Origin of the sequence: Chitinophaga sp., from assembly GCF_036569185.1 — a bacterium.
Classification (GTDB): Bacteria; Bacteroidota; Bacteroidia; order Chitinophagales; family Chitinophagaceae; genus Chitinophaga.
In genome coordinates, this window is record NZ_DATCRD010000288.1 from 30,869 (window position 1) to 46,219 (window position 15,351).

The 15,351-nt window shown below is 44.4% G+C and carries 15 protein-coding genes; 12 read left to right on the forward strand and 3 right to left on the reverse strand.

Annotation, left to right across the window (positions count from 1 at the left end):
* The first annotated feature begins 154 nt into the window (after positions 1–154).
* The 4 genes from VIM72_RS22465 (at position 155) to msrA (ending at position 5,571) form a co-directional block, all read left to right on the forward strand.
* Positions 155–3,001, forward strand: a complete 2,847-nt coding sequence (locus VIM72_RS22465) for a T9SS type A sorting domain-containing protein (protein ID WP_332005061.1) — start codon at positions 155–157, stop codon at positions 2,999–3,001.
* A 3-nt stretch (positions 3,002–3,004) separates the two neighbouring features.
* Entirely contained in the window at positions 3,005–3,679 is a 675-nt protein-coding gene (locus VIM72_RS22470; protein ID WP_332005062.1) for a hypothetical protein, read from the forward strand.
* 217 nt (positions 3,680–3,896) lie between these two features.
* Positions 3,897–5,045 (forward strand): acyltransferase, encoded by a 1,149-nt coding sequence (locus VIM72_RS22475; protein WP_332005063.1) that lies wholly within the window; start codon positions 3,897–3,899, stop codon positions 5,043–5,045.
* Between the two features lie 34 nt (positions 5,046–5,079).
* Positions 5,080–5,571 carry a peptide-methionine (S)-S-oxide reductase MsrA gene (gene msrA, locus VIM72_RS22480; RefSeq protein ID WP_332005064.1) on the forward strand — a complete coding sequence of 164 codons (492 nt, stop codon included), beginning with the start codon at positions 5,080–5,082 and terminating at the stop codon, positions 5,569–5,571.
* 61 nt (positions 5,572–5,632) lie between these two features.
* Here msrA and VIM72_RS22485 read toward each other — a convergent pair whose 3' ends face one another.
* Entirely contained in the window at positions 5,633–8,017 is a 2,385-nt protein-coding gene (locus tag VIM72_RS22485; protein ID WP_332005065.1) for an ABC transporter permease, read from the reverse strand.
* Between the two features lie 296 nt (positions 8,018–8,313).
* Between VIM72_RS22485 and VIM72_RS22490 the strand changes: the two genes are divergently transcribed.
* From VIM72_RS22490 to VIM72_RS22500, 3 genes are read left to right on the forward strand one after another with little or no spacing between them, the layout of a single operon-like run.
* Positions 8,314–8,643 (forward strand): hypothetical protein, encoded by a 330-nt coding sequence (locus VIM72_RS22490; protein ID WP_332005066.1) that lies wholly within the window; start codon positions 8,314–8,316, stop codon positions 8,641–8,643.
* Between the two features lie 10 nt (positions 8,644–8,653).
* Positions 8,654–9,658, forward strand: coding sequence for an SDR family oxidoreductase (locus tag VIM72_RS22495; RefSeq protein ID WP_332005067.1), 1,005 nt, complete (start codon positions 8,654–8,656; stop codon positions 9,656–9,658).
* Between the two features lie 20 nt (positions 9,659–9,678).
* Positions 9,679–9,867: a hypothetical protein gene (locus tag VIM72_RS22500; RefSeq protein WP_332005068.1), complete on the forward strand. Its 189-nt coding sequence runs from the start codon at positions 9,679–9,681 to the stop codon at positions 9,865–9,867.
* Positions 9,868–9,879: 12 nt separating this feature from the next.
* Here the strand turns inward: VIM72_RS22500 and VIM72_RS22505 are convergent, their stop codons facing one another.
* Positions 9,880–10,293, reverse strand: a complete 414-nt coding sequence (locus VIM72_RS22505) for a hypothetical protein (protein ID WP_332005069.1) — start codon at positions 10,291–10,293, stop codon at positions 9,880–9,882.
* A gap of 292 nt (positions 10,294–10,585) precedes the next feature.
* On the opposite strand from VIM72_RS22505, the gene VIM72_RS22510 reads away from it, so the two are divergent.
* The 4 genes from VIM72_RS22510 (at position 10,586) to VIM72_RS22525 (ending at position 13,228) form a co-directional block, all read left to right on the forward strand.
* A complete protein-coding gene (locus tag VIM72_RS22510) occupies positions 10,586–11,038 on the forward strand; it encodes an Hsp20/alpha crystallin family protein (RefSeq protein WP_332005070.1) in 453 nt (150 codons plus the stop codon).
* A gap of 127 nt (positions 11,039–11,165) precedes the next feature.
* The gene (locus tag VIM72_RS22515) at positions 11,166–11,648 is read left to right on the forward strand and encodes a hypothetical protein (protein WP_332005071.1); all 483 of its coding nucleotides are present in this window, start codon (positions 11,166–11,168) and stop codon (positions 11,646–11,648) included.
* 8 nt (positions 11,649–11,656) lie between these two features.
* Entirely contained in the window at positions 11,657–12,856 is a 1,200-nt protein-coding gene (locus VIM72_RS22520) for a cation:proton antiporter (RefSeq protein ID WP_332005072.1), read from the forward strand.
* A 96-nt stretch (positions 12,857–12,952) separates the two neighbouring features.
* Positions 12,953–13,228 carry a hypothetical protein gene (locus VIM72_RS22525; RefSeq protein WP_332005073.1) on the forward strand — a complete coding sequence of 92 codons (276 nt, stop codon included), beginning with the start codon at positions 12,953–12,955 and terminating at the stop codon, positions 13,226–13,228.
* A 43-nt stretch (positions 13,229–13,271) separates the two neighbouring features.
* On the opposite strand, the gene VIM72_RS22530 is transcribed toward VIM72_RS22525, so the two are convergent.
* A complete protein-coding gene (locus VIM72_RS22530) occupies positions 13,272–14,015 on the reverse strand; it encodes a hypothetical protein (RefSeq protein WP_332005075.1) in 744 nt (247 codons plus the stop codon).
* Positions 14,016–14,387: 372 nt separating this feature from the next.
* On the opposite strand from VIM72_RS22530, the gene VIM72_RS22535 reads away from it, so the two are divergent.
* On the forward strand, positions 14,388–15,311 hold the full coding sequence (locus VIM72_RS22535; protein WP_332005076.1) for a ClpXP adapter SpxH family protein: 924 nt from the start codon (positions 14,388–14,390) through the stop codon (positions 15,309–15,311).
* Positions 15,312–15,351 lie beyond the last annotated feature (40 nt).

Here is a 15,351-nt window from a genome sequence, read left to right on the forward strand (position 1 = left end):
TAAATAAATGTATTTTTGATGGTGGTAACCCGGAACTAGCCATACCTGAAACATTAATCCTTGAAAGGTTAACTATAGCTATAATCGAGGCAGCATACGATAATAACGAATACTACGTAATAAAATCAATATTCTTGACATGTCCTGTATACACATGAAAACTTTACTTCAGCTTCTCCGAAATACGATATTTATACTTTTGGTAACTCTCCCTCTGGCAGGAAAAGCAGCCATTGAGATTAATGTTCAATATCCCAAAACCAACATTCTTTATGACGATAACCTCTACATTTCGGTATTTGTCTCCTCTACTTATGCATATCATACTGTAGAAGCTAGTGTTGGCGGAAGATCTGTAACCCTGACGGTTAACCCGATGCTAGGTAACTACTCGGGATATTTATCATTAACCGGCTTGCCCCAGGGCCCCTCAACGTTAAGTATTTTCGTTAAAGACGTATTGGGGAACACACAAACCAAAAATAGCCCCTTTATTTTCAACAGTCTGCCTGTAGTTAAAATTGAAGCTCCCACCGCACACACCACATACCAATCCAAGATCCGTATAAAAGCATCCGTAAGCGATGTCGGAAGCGTAAATTGCTCTGGTATAATATCATCTCCGGCATCAATACCATCATTGACTATACACTTTATAAATAGCATTGATACATTAGTGGACATGTTTCCTGATAACGATTTTATTCCGTCAGTTACTATTTCGATTAGTGGGATAGACAGTGCAGGCCAGGTAAAATCGGTTGAGGTGCCCGTTCACCGTAATAACAGCAACGCGCTAAAGCCCTATTTTACCTCCGACGGCGATATAATCGATTTTAAAGATACCAGGCTATTAATGACCACCACAGGAGAGAACGGTTTGACCTACTACAAAATAGTGAATATGGCGGACTCGTCGGTGGATTCCATCCGGTTGGGACCAAAACAAGATAAGATAAAATCAATTATCAAGGCCAAACTATGCCAGGGCGGGGCTGCGTTTGTCATCTATTACAATACAGACAGCTCTATTACAGGAACACATATATATGTTTGGAAAAATGACTCGCTGATCAATATTTCCCAACCGCTTGGACTGTCTGCAGGGCTAAATGATATGCAAAGCGAAGGACAGTACCTGATGTGGCTGACCCAAAATGGCCCAATAGCCATAACAAATCTCAATACATTTAATACCAGCTTTACCGGTACTGGATCCTATGTAGTAAATACCAGCAACAAGCTAAGCAAAGATGGAGATATTGCCTATGTGGCATCAGCATCAACCAGTAATTATAATGTTTACAGATATTCAATCAGCAGCCAGGTAACCCAGCAGCTAACTACTACCAATATAAATACGCGTCCTGTTATCGACGGAAAATATACAGCTTATATAACAACTGTTGAAAATAGTGGTACAACTGTCTTTTATAATTATTTAAACGACGGAGTAAATACCTATAATCTCGGTAGAACACTAAGCTTCGCCGAGAACAGGATGTCAATGAATAATGGCTATACGCTTTTTTTAAAGTCCGACAGTGCAAGCGGCTCGCAAACATGGCTTAGGTCTCCGGACGGTACATTGAAACAATTGAGTTACTTTAGCTATCCCAGCTATCCCGACGGAGTTGACTCCAGCGGAAGAAGCCTGTTCATTAATAACTGGAACAGATATTATGCAGATAGTCTGACTGGCTCCAAAATGGTTTGCGGAATAGGTGGTACAACCTATCTTCGCAACAATGAATTCTATCTGGCAATGGGAGGAACATTATTCAAGTATGATATTCCTTCCGCCACGTTCCTGCCGGCCCTGCTATCGTTTAGCCCCGATTCAGTTTCAACAGGAGATACTGTTACCATAAAGGGAAAGAATTTAATAGGTGTTAGTACTGTTAGCTTTGGAGGAACTCCCGCTACCTCCTTTTCAATGATATCTGATTCAGTGCTCACAGCGGTCGTTGGTGCCGGTACGTCTGGCGTTATAGCCATCAGCACGCCCGGCGGAACCGCTACTATACCTGGTTTCACCTATGTTCCACCTCCATCCATTACAGGCATGAGCCCAACTAGCGGGACTACCGGTACAACAATAACAATAACAGGTACCAACTTTACAGGTACAACATCCGTTGCATTCGGAGATAGTGCTGTAACCTCTTTCGTGGTAAATTCACCCACCAGCATCATCGCTGTGGTAGGAGCAGGCGCAAGCGGAAATGTGTCCGTTACAACGCCAGGTGGTAAAGCAACACTCGATGGCTTTAATTTTATATTTACCTTACCGGCTGATAACTTTAAAATAACAAATACCAGTGCCAGCTGTAAAGGTTCTGCTAATGGTACGATTAATATTTCTGCCGTAAAAAAATTAAACTATACGGCAACTGTTACCGGCAACGGCCAGAGCTCCACGCACACATTTACATCTGCCATTGATTTAAAAGATCTTTCAGCCGGTAGCTATAATATATGCTTAACCGTAGCCGGACAGCCGGGATATCAGCAATGCTTCACCTCTGTAATTGCCGAACCAAAAGATCTGTCAGTATACATGGCAATTAATAAGACACCCCGGCAAGTGGTATTATCATTGGACGGTGCAACGCAGTATCAGGTTACACTCAATGGGTCCACCATTACAACCAATAAAAGCGAATTAACACTCGCACTCAAAGAGGGTGTAAACACAGTTAGTGTTAGCACAGATAAATTATGTCAGGGCCAGATAACAAAGGAAATTATCATAAATGACGGCATGTCCATTTTCCCCAATCCATTCCTCAGCTCATTTACGATTAATATTGGTAACAGTAATGTTAAAAGGCTACTGGTATCATTATTTAACACCGGGGGTAAAATTGTCTATTCCCGAAGCTATGCAAACCAATCCGGAAATATATCTATCAGTCTTCCTGATCTGAGCAGTGGCCTTTATATGCTTAAGTTATCCGCAGACAATAAGGAAAAAACGTTTAAACTATTGAAAAAGTAAAAAATGAAGAAGATCGTTTTTCTATCGTTAATTATATCGTTAAATAGTTGCAGCAAAAAAGATAATGTGCCGGATCCGGGAAAAGCAACGCTGGTTTTTCCTGAACAAAATGCTGCTTGCACCACCGGTAGCGTTATATCTGATACAGAAAGCTCGATTACATTTACATGGAATGCTTCAGATCATACAGATAGCTATGTACTAAATATAAAAAATCTCTTAACCCAGCAAGTTACCAGCCGGGAAGTAATTACCAATAAGGCTACTGTTACATTGTTACGGAACGTTCCCTACTCATGGTTTGTAAAATCAATGAGCTCCGGTAACTCTGCAAGCACCGAAAGCAATATCTGGAAGTTTTACAACTCCGGCCCTGGTGTTACTTCTTATGCCCCGTTTCCAGCCGCCATCGTGTCGCCCACATTTGGTCAGAACATAACTGCCAGCAACACTGTTAATCTGAAATGGGCGGGTAGCGACGTGGACAATGATATTACGGCATATTCCGTTTATTTTGGCACCAACGCTACTCCTGCCCTGCTTAAAGATAATGTCACAGACATGTTTTTAAATGATGTCCCGGTTAATTCCAATATGGTTTATTACTGGAAAATAATTACCCATGATGGAAAAGGCAACACTTCAGACTCAGGCACCTTCCAATTTAAGGTGAACTGAAAACTTAACCGTCATAAATAATAACGAATTACGGGGCTGTTCTGCCAACCAGCCACACCCAAAATCCGCAAAACAAACTGTTTTACCGGATCAAGAGAAATATTGCTTTATCTACCCTTCACAAACAATTCCCACCATTCACGCTTCTCTCACAAAAACACACTATTTTACAACCTCCAAAAGACAGGCATATCTTATGACAAATACAGGCATTACGATGAAAAAGCTCTATGGGCTTGATCATCTGAGGTCATTGGCAATACTGATGGTGTTGTTCTACCATTACCGCATGTTCCAGCACCCGGAATGGGTGGATAACATCATGAGCTTCGGATGGACGGGCGTGGACTTGTTCTTTGTTTTAAGCGGCTACCTCATCTCATACCCACTTTTCCAAAACATGGCCGCCGGGAAAAATATCTCCCTCCCTGAATTTTTTATCAAGCGTTTCTTCCGGATCATTCCCGCTTACCTGGTGGTACTCGCTATCTACTTCCTCTTTCCTGCCTTCCATGAAAGAGAGGCACTGCCCCCGCTCTGGAGGTTCCTTACTTTTACGCAGAACTTTGGCTTTGATATTAAAAACTTCGGCACCTTCTCGCATGTATGGTCGCTTTGCGTAGAAGAGCACTTTTACCTGCTGTTCCCGCTGGTACTGGCGGTATTACTGCGCTTTAACGCATGGAAAAAAGCAGGCTTCCTGCTGGCGGCGTTATTTATATTCGGCATCGGTATCCGGTTATATTGCTGGTATACCTTAGTTGCTCCTCATACCGCGGAGGATAATTTTTTCATTATCTGGTATAAACACATTTACTATCCCACTTACACCCGCCTGGATGGCTTGCTGGCCGGCGTTTCCATCGCCGCCTTGTTTGTATTCAAGCCGGCAGTAAAAAACAGGGTCACTGCACATGGAAACGTTATCCTGCTGCTGTCCCTTGCCGTGCTTACAGGCGCCTGGTTCCTGTGCGAGGACCAGGAGGATTTTTACGCTTCAGTATTCGGCTATCCCCTGGTGGCGGCCGGTTATGGGCTCATGGTAGTAGCGGCGGTAAGCCCTTCCTGCATATTGTACCGGTACGGCAGCCGGGTTACCGCTCTGGTAGCCAAACTCTCATTTGCGCTCTATTTGTCTCATAAAGGAGTGATCCACCTGGTACAGCCCCTGCTGGCCAAAACAGGACTGGATCCCAAAGGAACGCTCATGCTCATTGCCTGCCTGCTTGTTGCCGGGCTGGGCGCTTTTATCCTGAACCAGGCGGTAGAAGCCCCTTTCCTGCGGCTACGGCAGCGGGTGCTCGATCAACGGAAGAAAACCCTGCACAAAAAAATGATGATGATCACGAATGATTCAGCAGCTTAACTTAACTTCACCTGGTTAAAAAGAGGAAAGACATATGAGTATTGAAAAAGCGATTCTTGCAGGTGGCTGTTTCTGGGGAGTGGAAGAACTGATCCGCCAACTGCCCGGGGTTATTTCTACCGTAGTGGGATACACCGGCGGCGATGTGCCCAACGCCACCTACCGCAATCACGGCACCCATGCGGAAGGCATTGAAATTAAGTTTGATCCGGCAGTATTATCATACCGTTCACTCCTGGAATTTTTCTTCCAGATCCATGATCCTACCACCCGGAACAGGCAGGGTAATGATATAGGAACCTCTTATCGCTCTGCTATCTTTTACCTGGACGAAACACAGCATCAAACAGCTGTTGCGTTAATTGCCGAGCTCAATGCCTCCGGTAAATGGCCCGGTCCTATTGTAACAGAAGTGGTGCCGGCAACGGACTTCTGGAATGCCGAAGAGGAACACCAGGATTACCTGCAGAAACATCCACACGGGTATACCTGTCACTTTGTGCGGCCCAACTGGAAACTGAACTAAAATAAAAAAGGAGAAAATGAGCTTACCTTCATTTTCTCCTTTTTAGTAAGATAAATAGTGATCACTCCGATCTCAGGGATTTCACGGGGTTCATCATCGCTGCCTTTATTGATTGGAAACTTACGGTCAGCAAAGCGATTAACACCGCACCCCCGGCAGTAGCCGCAATGATCCACCAGGATATGCTGGTACGGTATTCATACCGCTGCAACCAGTTATTCATGAAATAATAAGCCAGTGGCACTGCAATCAGCAAGGCTATAAATACCAGCAGTATAAAATCCTTTGTCATCAGCCGCCACAAATTGAAAACAGAAGCGCCCAGAACTTTCCGTACTCCCATCTCCTTCACCCGCTGCTCCGCCATAAAAGAGGCCATACCAAAAAGCCCGAGGCAACTGATGAAAATGGCCAGCACCGCGAAAAAGCTCGATAACTTGCCAATACGCTGCTCTGCATCAAACTTCACCGCATAATCGTTATCAACAAAACTGTAAACAAAGGGAACGCCCGGGTTATATTTCCTAAAAACATTCTCTATCCGGGAAAGCGCATCTGCGGTGGTTTTTGCAGGATTGATCCTGACATCGATCACGTTGGCAGCGTTGTAATTAAGCGTAAAAACAGTGCGGAAAACCGGCTGGTACGGCGATTCCATTACTATATCCTTTATAACGCCTATCACGTTAAAAGGCTTTCCATCTACCTTTACAATTTCTCCCACGGGGTCTTTAAGCCCCATAAATTTCACTGCCGATTCATTCAGGATCATAGCCGAAGAATCCGATGGGAAATCCCTTGAAAAATCTCGCCCTGAAAGTATCTGCCAGTTAATGGTTTTTCCGAAATCATGCGTAACGGTGATCGCCCCGAAATTTCCCTGGGCGCCCGGTTGCATACCTCTCCAGGTATAACCGTTGTTCACCGCATTGATCTCTGTCAGCAAACTGGAGGAATAAGCCATCTCCGTCACCGCACCCGAGGCCACCAGTTCATTTCTGATCACTTCAAAATTATCCTTCATCGCACCGGTTGATACCGGGATAACTATCAATCCCTCTTTGCTGTAAGCTGTTGGGCGGTTCTTTGCAAAATGGATCTGCCGGAACACCACCATGGTACCAATAATTAGGATCACCGATACAGTAAACTGGATCACCACAAGGGCCTTGCGTGGAATGGCCGCATAACGGCCCGCACGAAAAGTTCCTTTTAATACTTTAACCGGTTCAAAAGAAGATAAATACAAAGCCGGGTAACTGCCTGCCACCAGGCCGGTAAACAACATCACGGCAAATGCAGCAAGCCAGAACACAGGGCTGGCTACGGGCAAACTCACCTTCTTATCTGCCATCTCGTTAAACACGGGCAGCCCCAACTGTACCAATACCAGGGCGCCTATAAAACCAATCAGGGCCAGCAGCAGCGATTCGCTGAAAAACTGCGTCAACAGCTGGCTGCGGAAAGAACCTATCGCTTTCCGGATCCCTACTTCTTTTGCCCGCTTTTCCGAACGCGCGGTGCTCAGGTTCATGAAGTTAATGCAGGCCAGCAGCAACACGAACACTCCTATGATCCCGAAAAGCCATACAAACTGGATCCTGCCGCCTATATTCTTTCCATTTTTCCAATCGGCATACAAATGCCACTTACTCATAGGATGAAGAAAAACCTCCGGCTTAAAGGCTGCATCTTCAGCCCTTACCTTATGCAGCTTCACATCTTTGATCTTGGCAGATACTTTTTCAAGGTCAGCATGATCCGCCAGCTGTGCATAGGTTTGTGTAAAATTAGACCGCCAGGGATTCTCCATTTCCTTTATCCATGGCTCACGCTGAAGAAACAGTTCCCAGGGCGCCATAAAGGCCAGTTCCCTGAATGCGGAGTTGTAGGGCAGATCTTCATATACGCCGGTCACTTTCACCATGGTACGGTTATCCATTTTCACCAGCTTATCCAAAGGATCGGCATCACCGAACAATGCTTTAGCGGTGGATGCCGACAGCATCACAGATGCCGGGTCCTTTAACCCCGCGCGGGTACCTTTCAGCATTTTAAGCGTCAGCATCTCGGGAAAATCCGGTTCAAAGAAATTGCCTGTCTGGGAAATAGCATTATTGTTATATGCCAGCACATGCTTATAAGGCCAGGAGCACATGATTACATACTTGAAATCGCTGCCGTATTTACTGCGGATCTCCTCTCCCAGCAGGTAAGGATTGGCCGTTTGGGTACCCTTTACGCCGTTGAAAGTCTGGTGCTGCATCACTGCCACAATACGGTCGTAATTCTCGTGGTTCTTACTGAATGTAAGCTCATCATGGATCCATAAACCGATCAGCAGGGCTACCGCCATGCCGGTAGATAACCCCACAATGTTGATGAACGAAAAAGTTTTATTCTTGAGCAGGTTTCGCCACGCGATCCGGGCATGACTTCTTAACATAGTTAACTGGTTTTTCCATGGGAAACAATAATATTGCCATACCTCCAAAACAGCTACAGTAGCCAATTCCGGGGACACTTCCGGGTAACAATGTCCGTATATGAACACGTAATGTCTGAAATCGGACACATACCCGTTACAGCGATCAGGCCGGTCTACAATTTGTCCCAACGTTCCTACTAATATAAATAAATATTACCCGGTCCTGTATGAGCTTTGCCCCTGTATTCACCACTTTTTAACCCGGTCTGTGATTTGTTGGACCAGGTATATTATTCACTTTTAAAATACCGGTTATGATTAATAAAGATGAATTAAACGAAAACGCTTTCAGCGAAGATGAAAATAACGAACAACCCGGAGAGCAAACAACAGAAGACCAGGATGCAGAAGTAAGTGAAGAAGAAAAAGAACTGCTGGAAGAAGCCTCTACCACAGATCCTACTTATTCCGAAGAACTACGGATGCGCGGCGCAAAAGTAGATAACAGGGATGATGACGGAGAGCCGCTAAACGAAGCTGATAGTCTTGATGTACCGGGCGCTGAGCTGGATGACGGCCAGGAGCAGATAGGCGCAGAAGATGAAGAAAACAATGAGTACAGCACTGATAAAAATGAACCTTAAAAACACAGCCATGAACGAAACTCATTTAATGGACCGGAGAACGGTTGTAACCGGCATCTGCGCCAGCCTGGCGATGGCCGTCATTGCACCTGTTGCCGGCGCTCAGACAACGCCGCGCAATAGCAAAGGCGCTGAAGGATTACAGGATCCCGTTTCCAGGTATCCCAAACCACCTTTTGAGGAACAGTCCCAACCCTGGCCGGGGCTTGCGGGAAAGATGCACCCGAAACCGGACCACGGCGAGAAAAGCTATAAAGGTTCCGGCCGCCTCAATGGCAGGAAAGCCCTGATCACGGGCGGCGACTCCGGTATGGGACGCGCAGCCGCTATTGCTTTTGCAAGGGAAGGCGCCGATGTAGCCATCAACTACTTCCCTTCGGAAGAGCCGGATGCACAGGAAGTAGTGGCACTGATCAAAGCAGAAGGCCGTAAGGCGGTTGCCATTCCCGGCGACCTCCGGGAAGAAACGTTTTGCCGGCAACTGGTATCAAAAGCAGTGGAAGGACTTGGCGGGCTCGATATCCTGGTCAATAATGCCGCCCGGCAGCAAACCAAACCATCCATCGCCGATATCACCTCCGAGGATTTTGACGCCACTATGAAAACAAATATCTATGCGCCCTTCTGGATTATCAAAGCGGCATTGCCTCACCTGAAGCCCGGAGCCGTAATCATAGCCACTACCTCCGAACAGGCATACGATCCCTCACCGGATCTTTACGACTATGCGCAAACGAAAGCCGCTACTATGAATTATGTAAAATCGCTCGCCAAACAACTTGGGCCCAAAGGCATACGGGTAAATGGCGTTGCGCCAGGCCCCATCTGGACGCCCCTGCAGGTGAGCGGAGGAGCCACTATGGAAAAGCTGAAGAAGTTCGGCGGACAAACACCATTGGGCCGGCCAGGGCAACCGGCAGAACTGGCATCTATATACGTTCAACTTGCAGCAACAGACGCCAGTTATGCAAACGGCCAGATCTACGGCGCCTCCGGCGGCGGCGGACAACCTTAACCACTATAAATATTCTTAGTATGCCATGGTATAATGGAGATTATCCCCCGTCTTATAAAAATCAACCGCCTAAACTCAGGGAAAAGGCAGTTGAAATTGCCAATAGATTATTGGAAAACGGCGCGGCAGAAGGCGTTGCAATTGCCACTGGATTAAAGCAGGCAAGGGAACTTCTAAAAAAAGAAAACAAAAAGGCTAAACAGGGCTGAACCGGGCTGCTATTATTTAACGGCAGAAAAATGCAGCGTCAATTCAAGCCTTACCGGGCTTTCGTTTCCCCATGTTTCAACCCGTTTTAATACGAGGCTGTCCTTCGTCGACAGCAGTACCCGGTATTCATCTGTACGGTTACTGTTTCCTTCCGGCCCAAAGCTTAAAACACTGTCTTCTATCTCATAGTTACAAACTCTTGAATCCCCACCATTTAGGATGTTAAGCGTTTTGCTGTTATTGAACTGCAGGAATTCCATATTACTGAAATCCTTAAACTTTACATAAGTAGTATCCGTTTTTGCATCCTTTACATGCAGCGCTTCCTTATACAAATGCCAGTTTTTATGTTGAATCAGTTTACTCTGATGTGTTGTACAACAAATGAAGATGCCTGCTGAAAGGAACAAAAGTGATTTTATCATTTTATAATTTTTCTGCTAATAATGCTTTCGGAAACTCATCCCTGAACGGATGAATATTCCATCATTCCAAATCTCCCTATTTTAAATGATTACTACAACACGAAATTGAAAGAACCTATCATGAAACCGGTCTGTCCTGAATTTTTTTCACTTTATCTTGAAAAATTGACAGAAAAAATGACGAAAATTCCTGCAAAAACGGTCCGGCACAGCACTTGATCGCGATTTTTTAAAGGGACGATATCTAAGTCCCGCCTATAATAACCCGTAATAAAAATAAAAGGAGGTAAGTATGTCAGGTATCCAAAAGAGACGGGCAACTTTCCCGTCATTGTTCAGTTTTTTTGATGATCCGATCAGTCGTGAATTCTTTAATTGGGATAACTCCAACGGTTCATCAAGCGGCACTACCGTTCCTGCAGTCAATATTAAGGAGACTGCGGATAATTTTGAGGTGCAGATGGCTGCCCCGGGTATGGATAAGAGCGACTTTAAAATCCAGCTGGATGGCAACACCCTTACCATCACCTGCGAGAAAGAGTCCAACCTGGAAAGCAACGAAAACGAAAGGTTTACCCGCAGGGAATTCAGTTACCAGTCGTTCCAGAGAACTTTACTGTTACCCAAAGATGTAGTGGACCAGGATGGCGTTACTGCGAAATATGACGCCGGCCTGTTGCAACTCACTATCCCTAAACGGGAAGAGGCCAGGAAAAAACCACCACGGCTGATCAATATTGGCTAAACAGCCATGATCCAAAAGCAACCTTTAATCCGGCTGTAGCAGGCCCGAAGGTGCGAGCCTGCACAGCAGCCGGTTAGGTAATGCTAACCCCGTTTCACGTTAAGTTTAAACAATAAAAATAAAAGAGATGAAACCCGTTGTATTCATGACCTTCCTCATGATGGCCAGTATTGGATGCAATGGCCAGGAGAATACAAAAAAATATAATTATGACAAGGTTGATACTGCAACAACAAATCAGCCGCAGATATCCTGGAAGGTCAATAAAGAAATCGACAGTAATGGTAACATCATCAGGTATGATTCCACTTATGTATGGTCTTATACTAACAAAGGCGCGCATGAACAGGTGAAAGTGGATAGCGTGATGAATATGTTCAAAAACAGGTTCGATTCACAGTTCAATAATGTATTCAGACAAAGTTTCGGAGCGCCGGTATGGAGCGACAGCTTATTCTACAGGAAATTCACCGATCCTGAATACTTTAGGCACAAATGGAAGAACAGTGAACTGGATATGGATAATTTCATTTTACAGATGGATTCCACCCGGAATGCATTTTTAAAAGATAATTTTCCAGGATTGGAAGCATCGAAAAATAAGAAATAGCGAACCGGATGATGAACGAGCTGCTGCTATTGCCTGTTGCTGAAATGTGCGTGGTAATTTTCGCATTAATCTTTTTGTTGAAGAGGCTGAAACAACCTTACCAGATTGCCTATATACTGGCAGGTGTTCTGCTTGGTCCGCATATGCTGCATATTTTTTCCGGTGCAGAACAAACAGCAGTTGTTGGAGAAGTAGGAATATTATTACTGATGTTTTTCCTCGGGATGGAGATCAACGTTCCCGGCAAACAAAGCCATCTGGTTAAGCCGTTGATCGCACAGGGGGCAAAAATGGTATTAGGGCTTGGCTTTGCGCTATTGGTGGGCTTCCTGGAGGGATGGTCATTTACAGATAGTATAATGCTTTCCGTACTGTTTATTTTTAACAGTACGGCTGTGGTCAGTGAATATCTCAAACAGAACGGGGAGCTTCGGTCGGAGTTCGGCACTACCATTCTGAATATACTTATCGCCCAGGATATCCTGCTTGCCCCTGTGCTTACCCTGCTCCGGTTTACAGGAAATAAAGAATTCAGCATAGTAAAGATAATAGTTCCGCTTGTCCTTTCCATTATCATCTTTTTATTACTAAGGAACCTGCGTAATCGTAGTCTCCCTGGTTTAACCGGCAGGTTGACCAGTAATACAAAGGAAGATCACGATTTCCAGGTATTTGCGGGTGGCGCCATTTGTTTATCATTTGGAGTACTGGCTGAGCTTAGTGGTTTAAGCGGATCAATCGGTAGCTTTATTGCAGGGATGATCATTGGCCGGTTACCGGCTTTTAACTGGCTGGAACATTCTCTAAAGCCTTTTAAGGTTTTCTTTGTCTCTTTATTCTTTGTTTCTGTGGGATTGCGCCTGGATATCTCTTATTTAAAAACCAATTACGCCATCATCCTTGGAGGTACGTTTTTTATCCTTTTTAGTAATTGCGTGCTTTCTGCATTGGTGTTCCGGTTACTGCGATACAATTGGGAACAGAGCTTTTACGGCGGAGCGTTGCTTTCCCAGACAGGAGAGTTTGGTATCCTGGCTTTGACGGTGGCCTATAGTTTACATGTAATAGAAGCAGGATTGTTTAAAACAGGTATCGCCATCACAGCGCTCTCGTTGCTGGTATCCACCATCTGGATCAACCTGCTCAGGACGCTCACCAACCGGCAAAAAAGGGAAAGTTCCCTCGCCGGGATGCAACACCAGTTCTAAGCAGGATGGCTACTCAAATTTCTTACAAGCCCAGCGGAAGGCAGTGAGAGGAAAGATGTAAGCACTGCCTTTCCGACTGGCACAAGCTATAAAGTTATGGAACCTTATTATATCATCGATGCAGACATGAAAATACTAAACGGCTGGTCAAATTTCTGCACCTTTAAGATCGGTGAAGAAAAGGAACTGGCGATGGAAATATGGAAGCAGGTAGTAAACGACGATGCAGGTCTGTTACGCCTGAGCTTTATTGAAGTTGCCCATGGAATGGAGGTAATAGGCACCAAGATGTGCACATTGATCGCATTTGAAAAGAACAGCAGGTTTATTGCCAAAGAAATATTTAAGGCAAATAATTTTAAAGGTCAGTAATTCTTTTCCTTTTTACTAAAACCCTTTATAGCCAAAGTGATCTTCATTTCATTTTCTGAAAAATATATTGTTCAACAACGGTATAATAAGAAATATAAACCCCTTCTTTTACGTCCTCTACTACCTTAGGATAATTCAGGATCAGGTAACCCTTTTCATCAATCCCGATTTGCGACACTCCTGCACCGGACCGGACCAGCTTATATAACATCATAAATCGTTTGTTCTCAATTTTGTATTTAGCCGATATCATTTTTTTGAAACTGGTCTTTCCTTCTTCCTTCGCATAAAGTTTAAAATTATCGTCTGTAATAACAGCAAAAGCTTCGTCTTTACTTTTATCTGCTAAAAGTACATCCGGAAGCCGGTAATATGTTTTTGTTGGAACATACACCGAGTCATTATACCTTACTGAACGAAAACTAATCATCCGCCAGGTGCCCATAAACCTGGCAGGATCATTCACCATGGTGGATGTATCCAGCTGGGCATGCGGAATGATGGAATTAGCTGTTACCGAAGTGACCACGCCATTTTGAGTAAAGCTCATAGCAACCTGCGTTTTTCTTAATGCAGGCGTCAGAAAATTATAATAAACGCGGAAGTCTCTATCCCAATCGGGAAACCGTGTTTCCGGCCTTGCAATTTTATAATCCAATGGGAAACTAACACCCGTATCTTTAGGGACTTTTGAAAGCTGCTCAAAGTCGTTGTCCTGCGCAAACAAGTCGACCGAAGCTGCGGACAGGAACAGTACAAACAACATGCTGATAAAATGGACTGGCATGGGGATTCTTTTTACAATTGTGAATTACATTTCAGGTCAAAATGCTACATGTACGCAATTTAAGAAAACGCTGGTATATTTACCCCATCCAACTTTTCATGATAATAAAAAGCTGTATTGTGCCTCTGGTGGCAGCCTGTAATTTGGCTATAAAAATCAAAATGGTCAGTTGCTTCCAGGTTTACGCCAGGAAAATTGCCGCCCCGCATTCGTTCCGGCAGTCATAAAAAAATGACCTATTGGAGGAGCAAAATATTACGTGGAACTTTATCTTTTCATTGCAGTTATTCAGAGACGAAGCTACCCATTTATGTTTTAATATCAATCATGCTCCCTGGTTATAACATCTGCCAGGCTCAAACAAAAAAGAAAATGGAAAATAATAATCCTTTATTGTGTAATCCGGAAAGTGGTATTTGTGAAATTCCTGCGCACAACACAGCATCTGCTGATAGTAATCACTTTAAATCAGAAAAGAAGCCGGTCAGGATCATTTACTACACCGACCCTATTTGCTCATCCTGCTGGGGCATAGAGCCGCAATTACGGAAACTTAAATCAGAATATGGCCAAAGCATTGAAATAGAATACAGGATGGGTGGCTTATTGCCCGATTGGAGTTATAACAGCGGTGGGATCAGCAAACCTTCTGATGTTGCCCACCACTGGGACGAAGTAAGCCTGCATTATGATATGCCCATAGATGGCGATGTGTGGCTGGAAGATCCATTACCTTCCTCCTATCCCCCTTCCATTGCTTTTAAGGCCGCCCAATTACAGGATAACAAAAAAGCAGTTCTATTTCTTCGCGAAATCAGGGAGATGGTGTTCCTGAAAAAAAAGAATATAACAAAGTGGGAGCACCTGGAACTAGCGGCCAAAAATGTTGGGCTGGACATTGCTCAATTTAAAAAGGATTATGAAGGTGACGCAAAAGAACTTTTTAATAAAGACCTGCAATTAGCCAGGGAATCAGGAGTAAGAGGTTTTCCCACCATTTTCTTTGCTGATACAACAGGAAAAACTGAAATGGTATATGGCTCGAAACCTTATAGCGCTTATGAGAACGCTTTACTAAAAATCCATTCAGGTATTCCCAAAGCCCCATACGATAAAAGCTGGCCTGCTTTGTTCTCAACCTATCATTCACTGACAGCCAAAGAATTTACAGAGCTAACAGGAACCCCAAGGGCTGAAAGCGAAAGGATTTTAGATGAATTGACTGCCAATGGAAAATTGGAAAAGCTGGTAACAAAAAATGGAGCCATCTGGATATCCAAAAATATCAACCGCTGATATTCTTCCTGGTAACGGGGTTAACAAAAAGAGAAGGCTG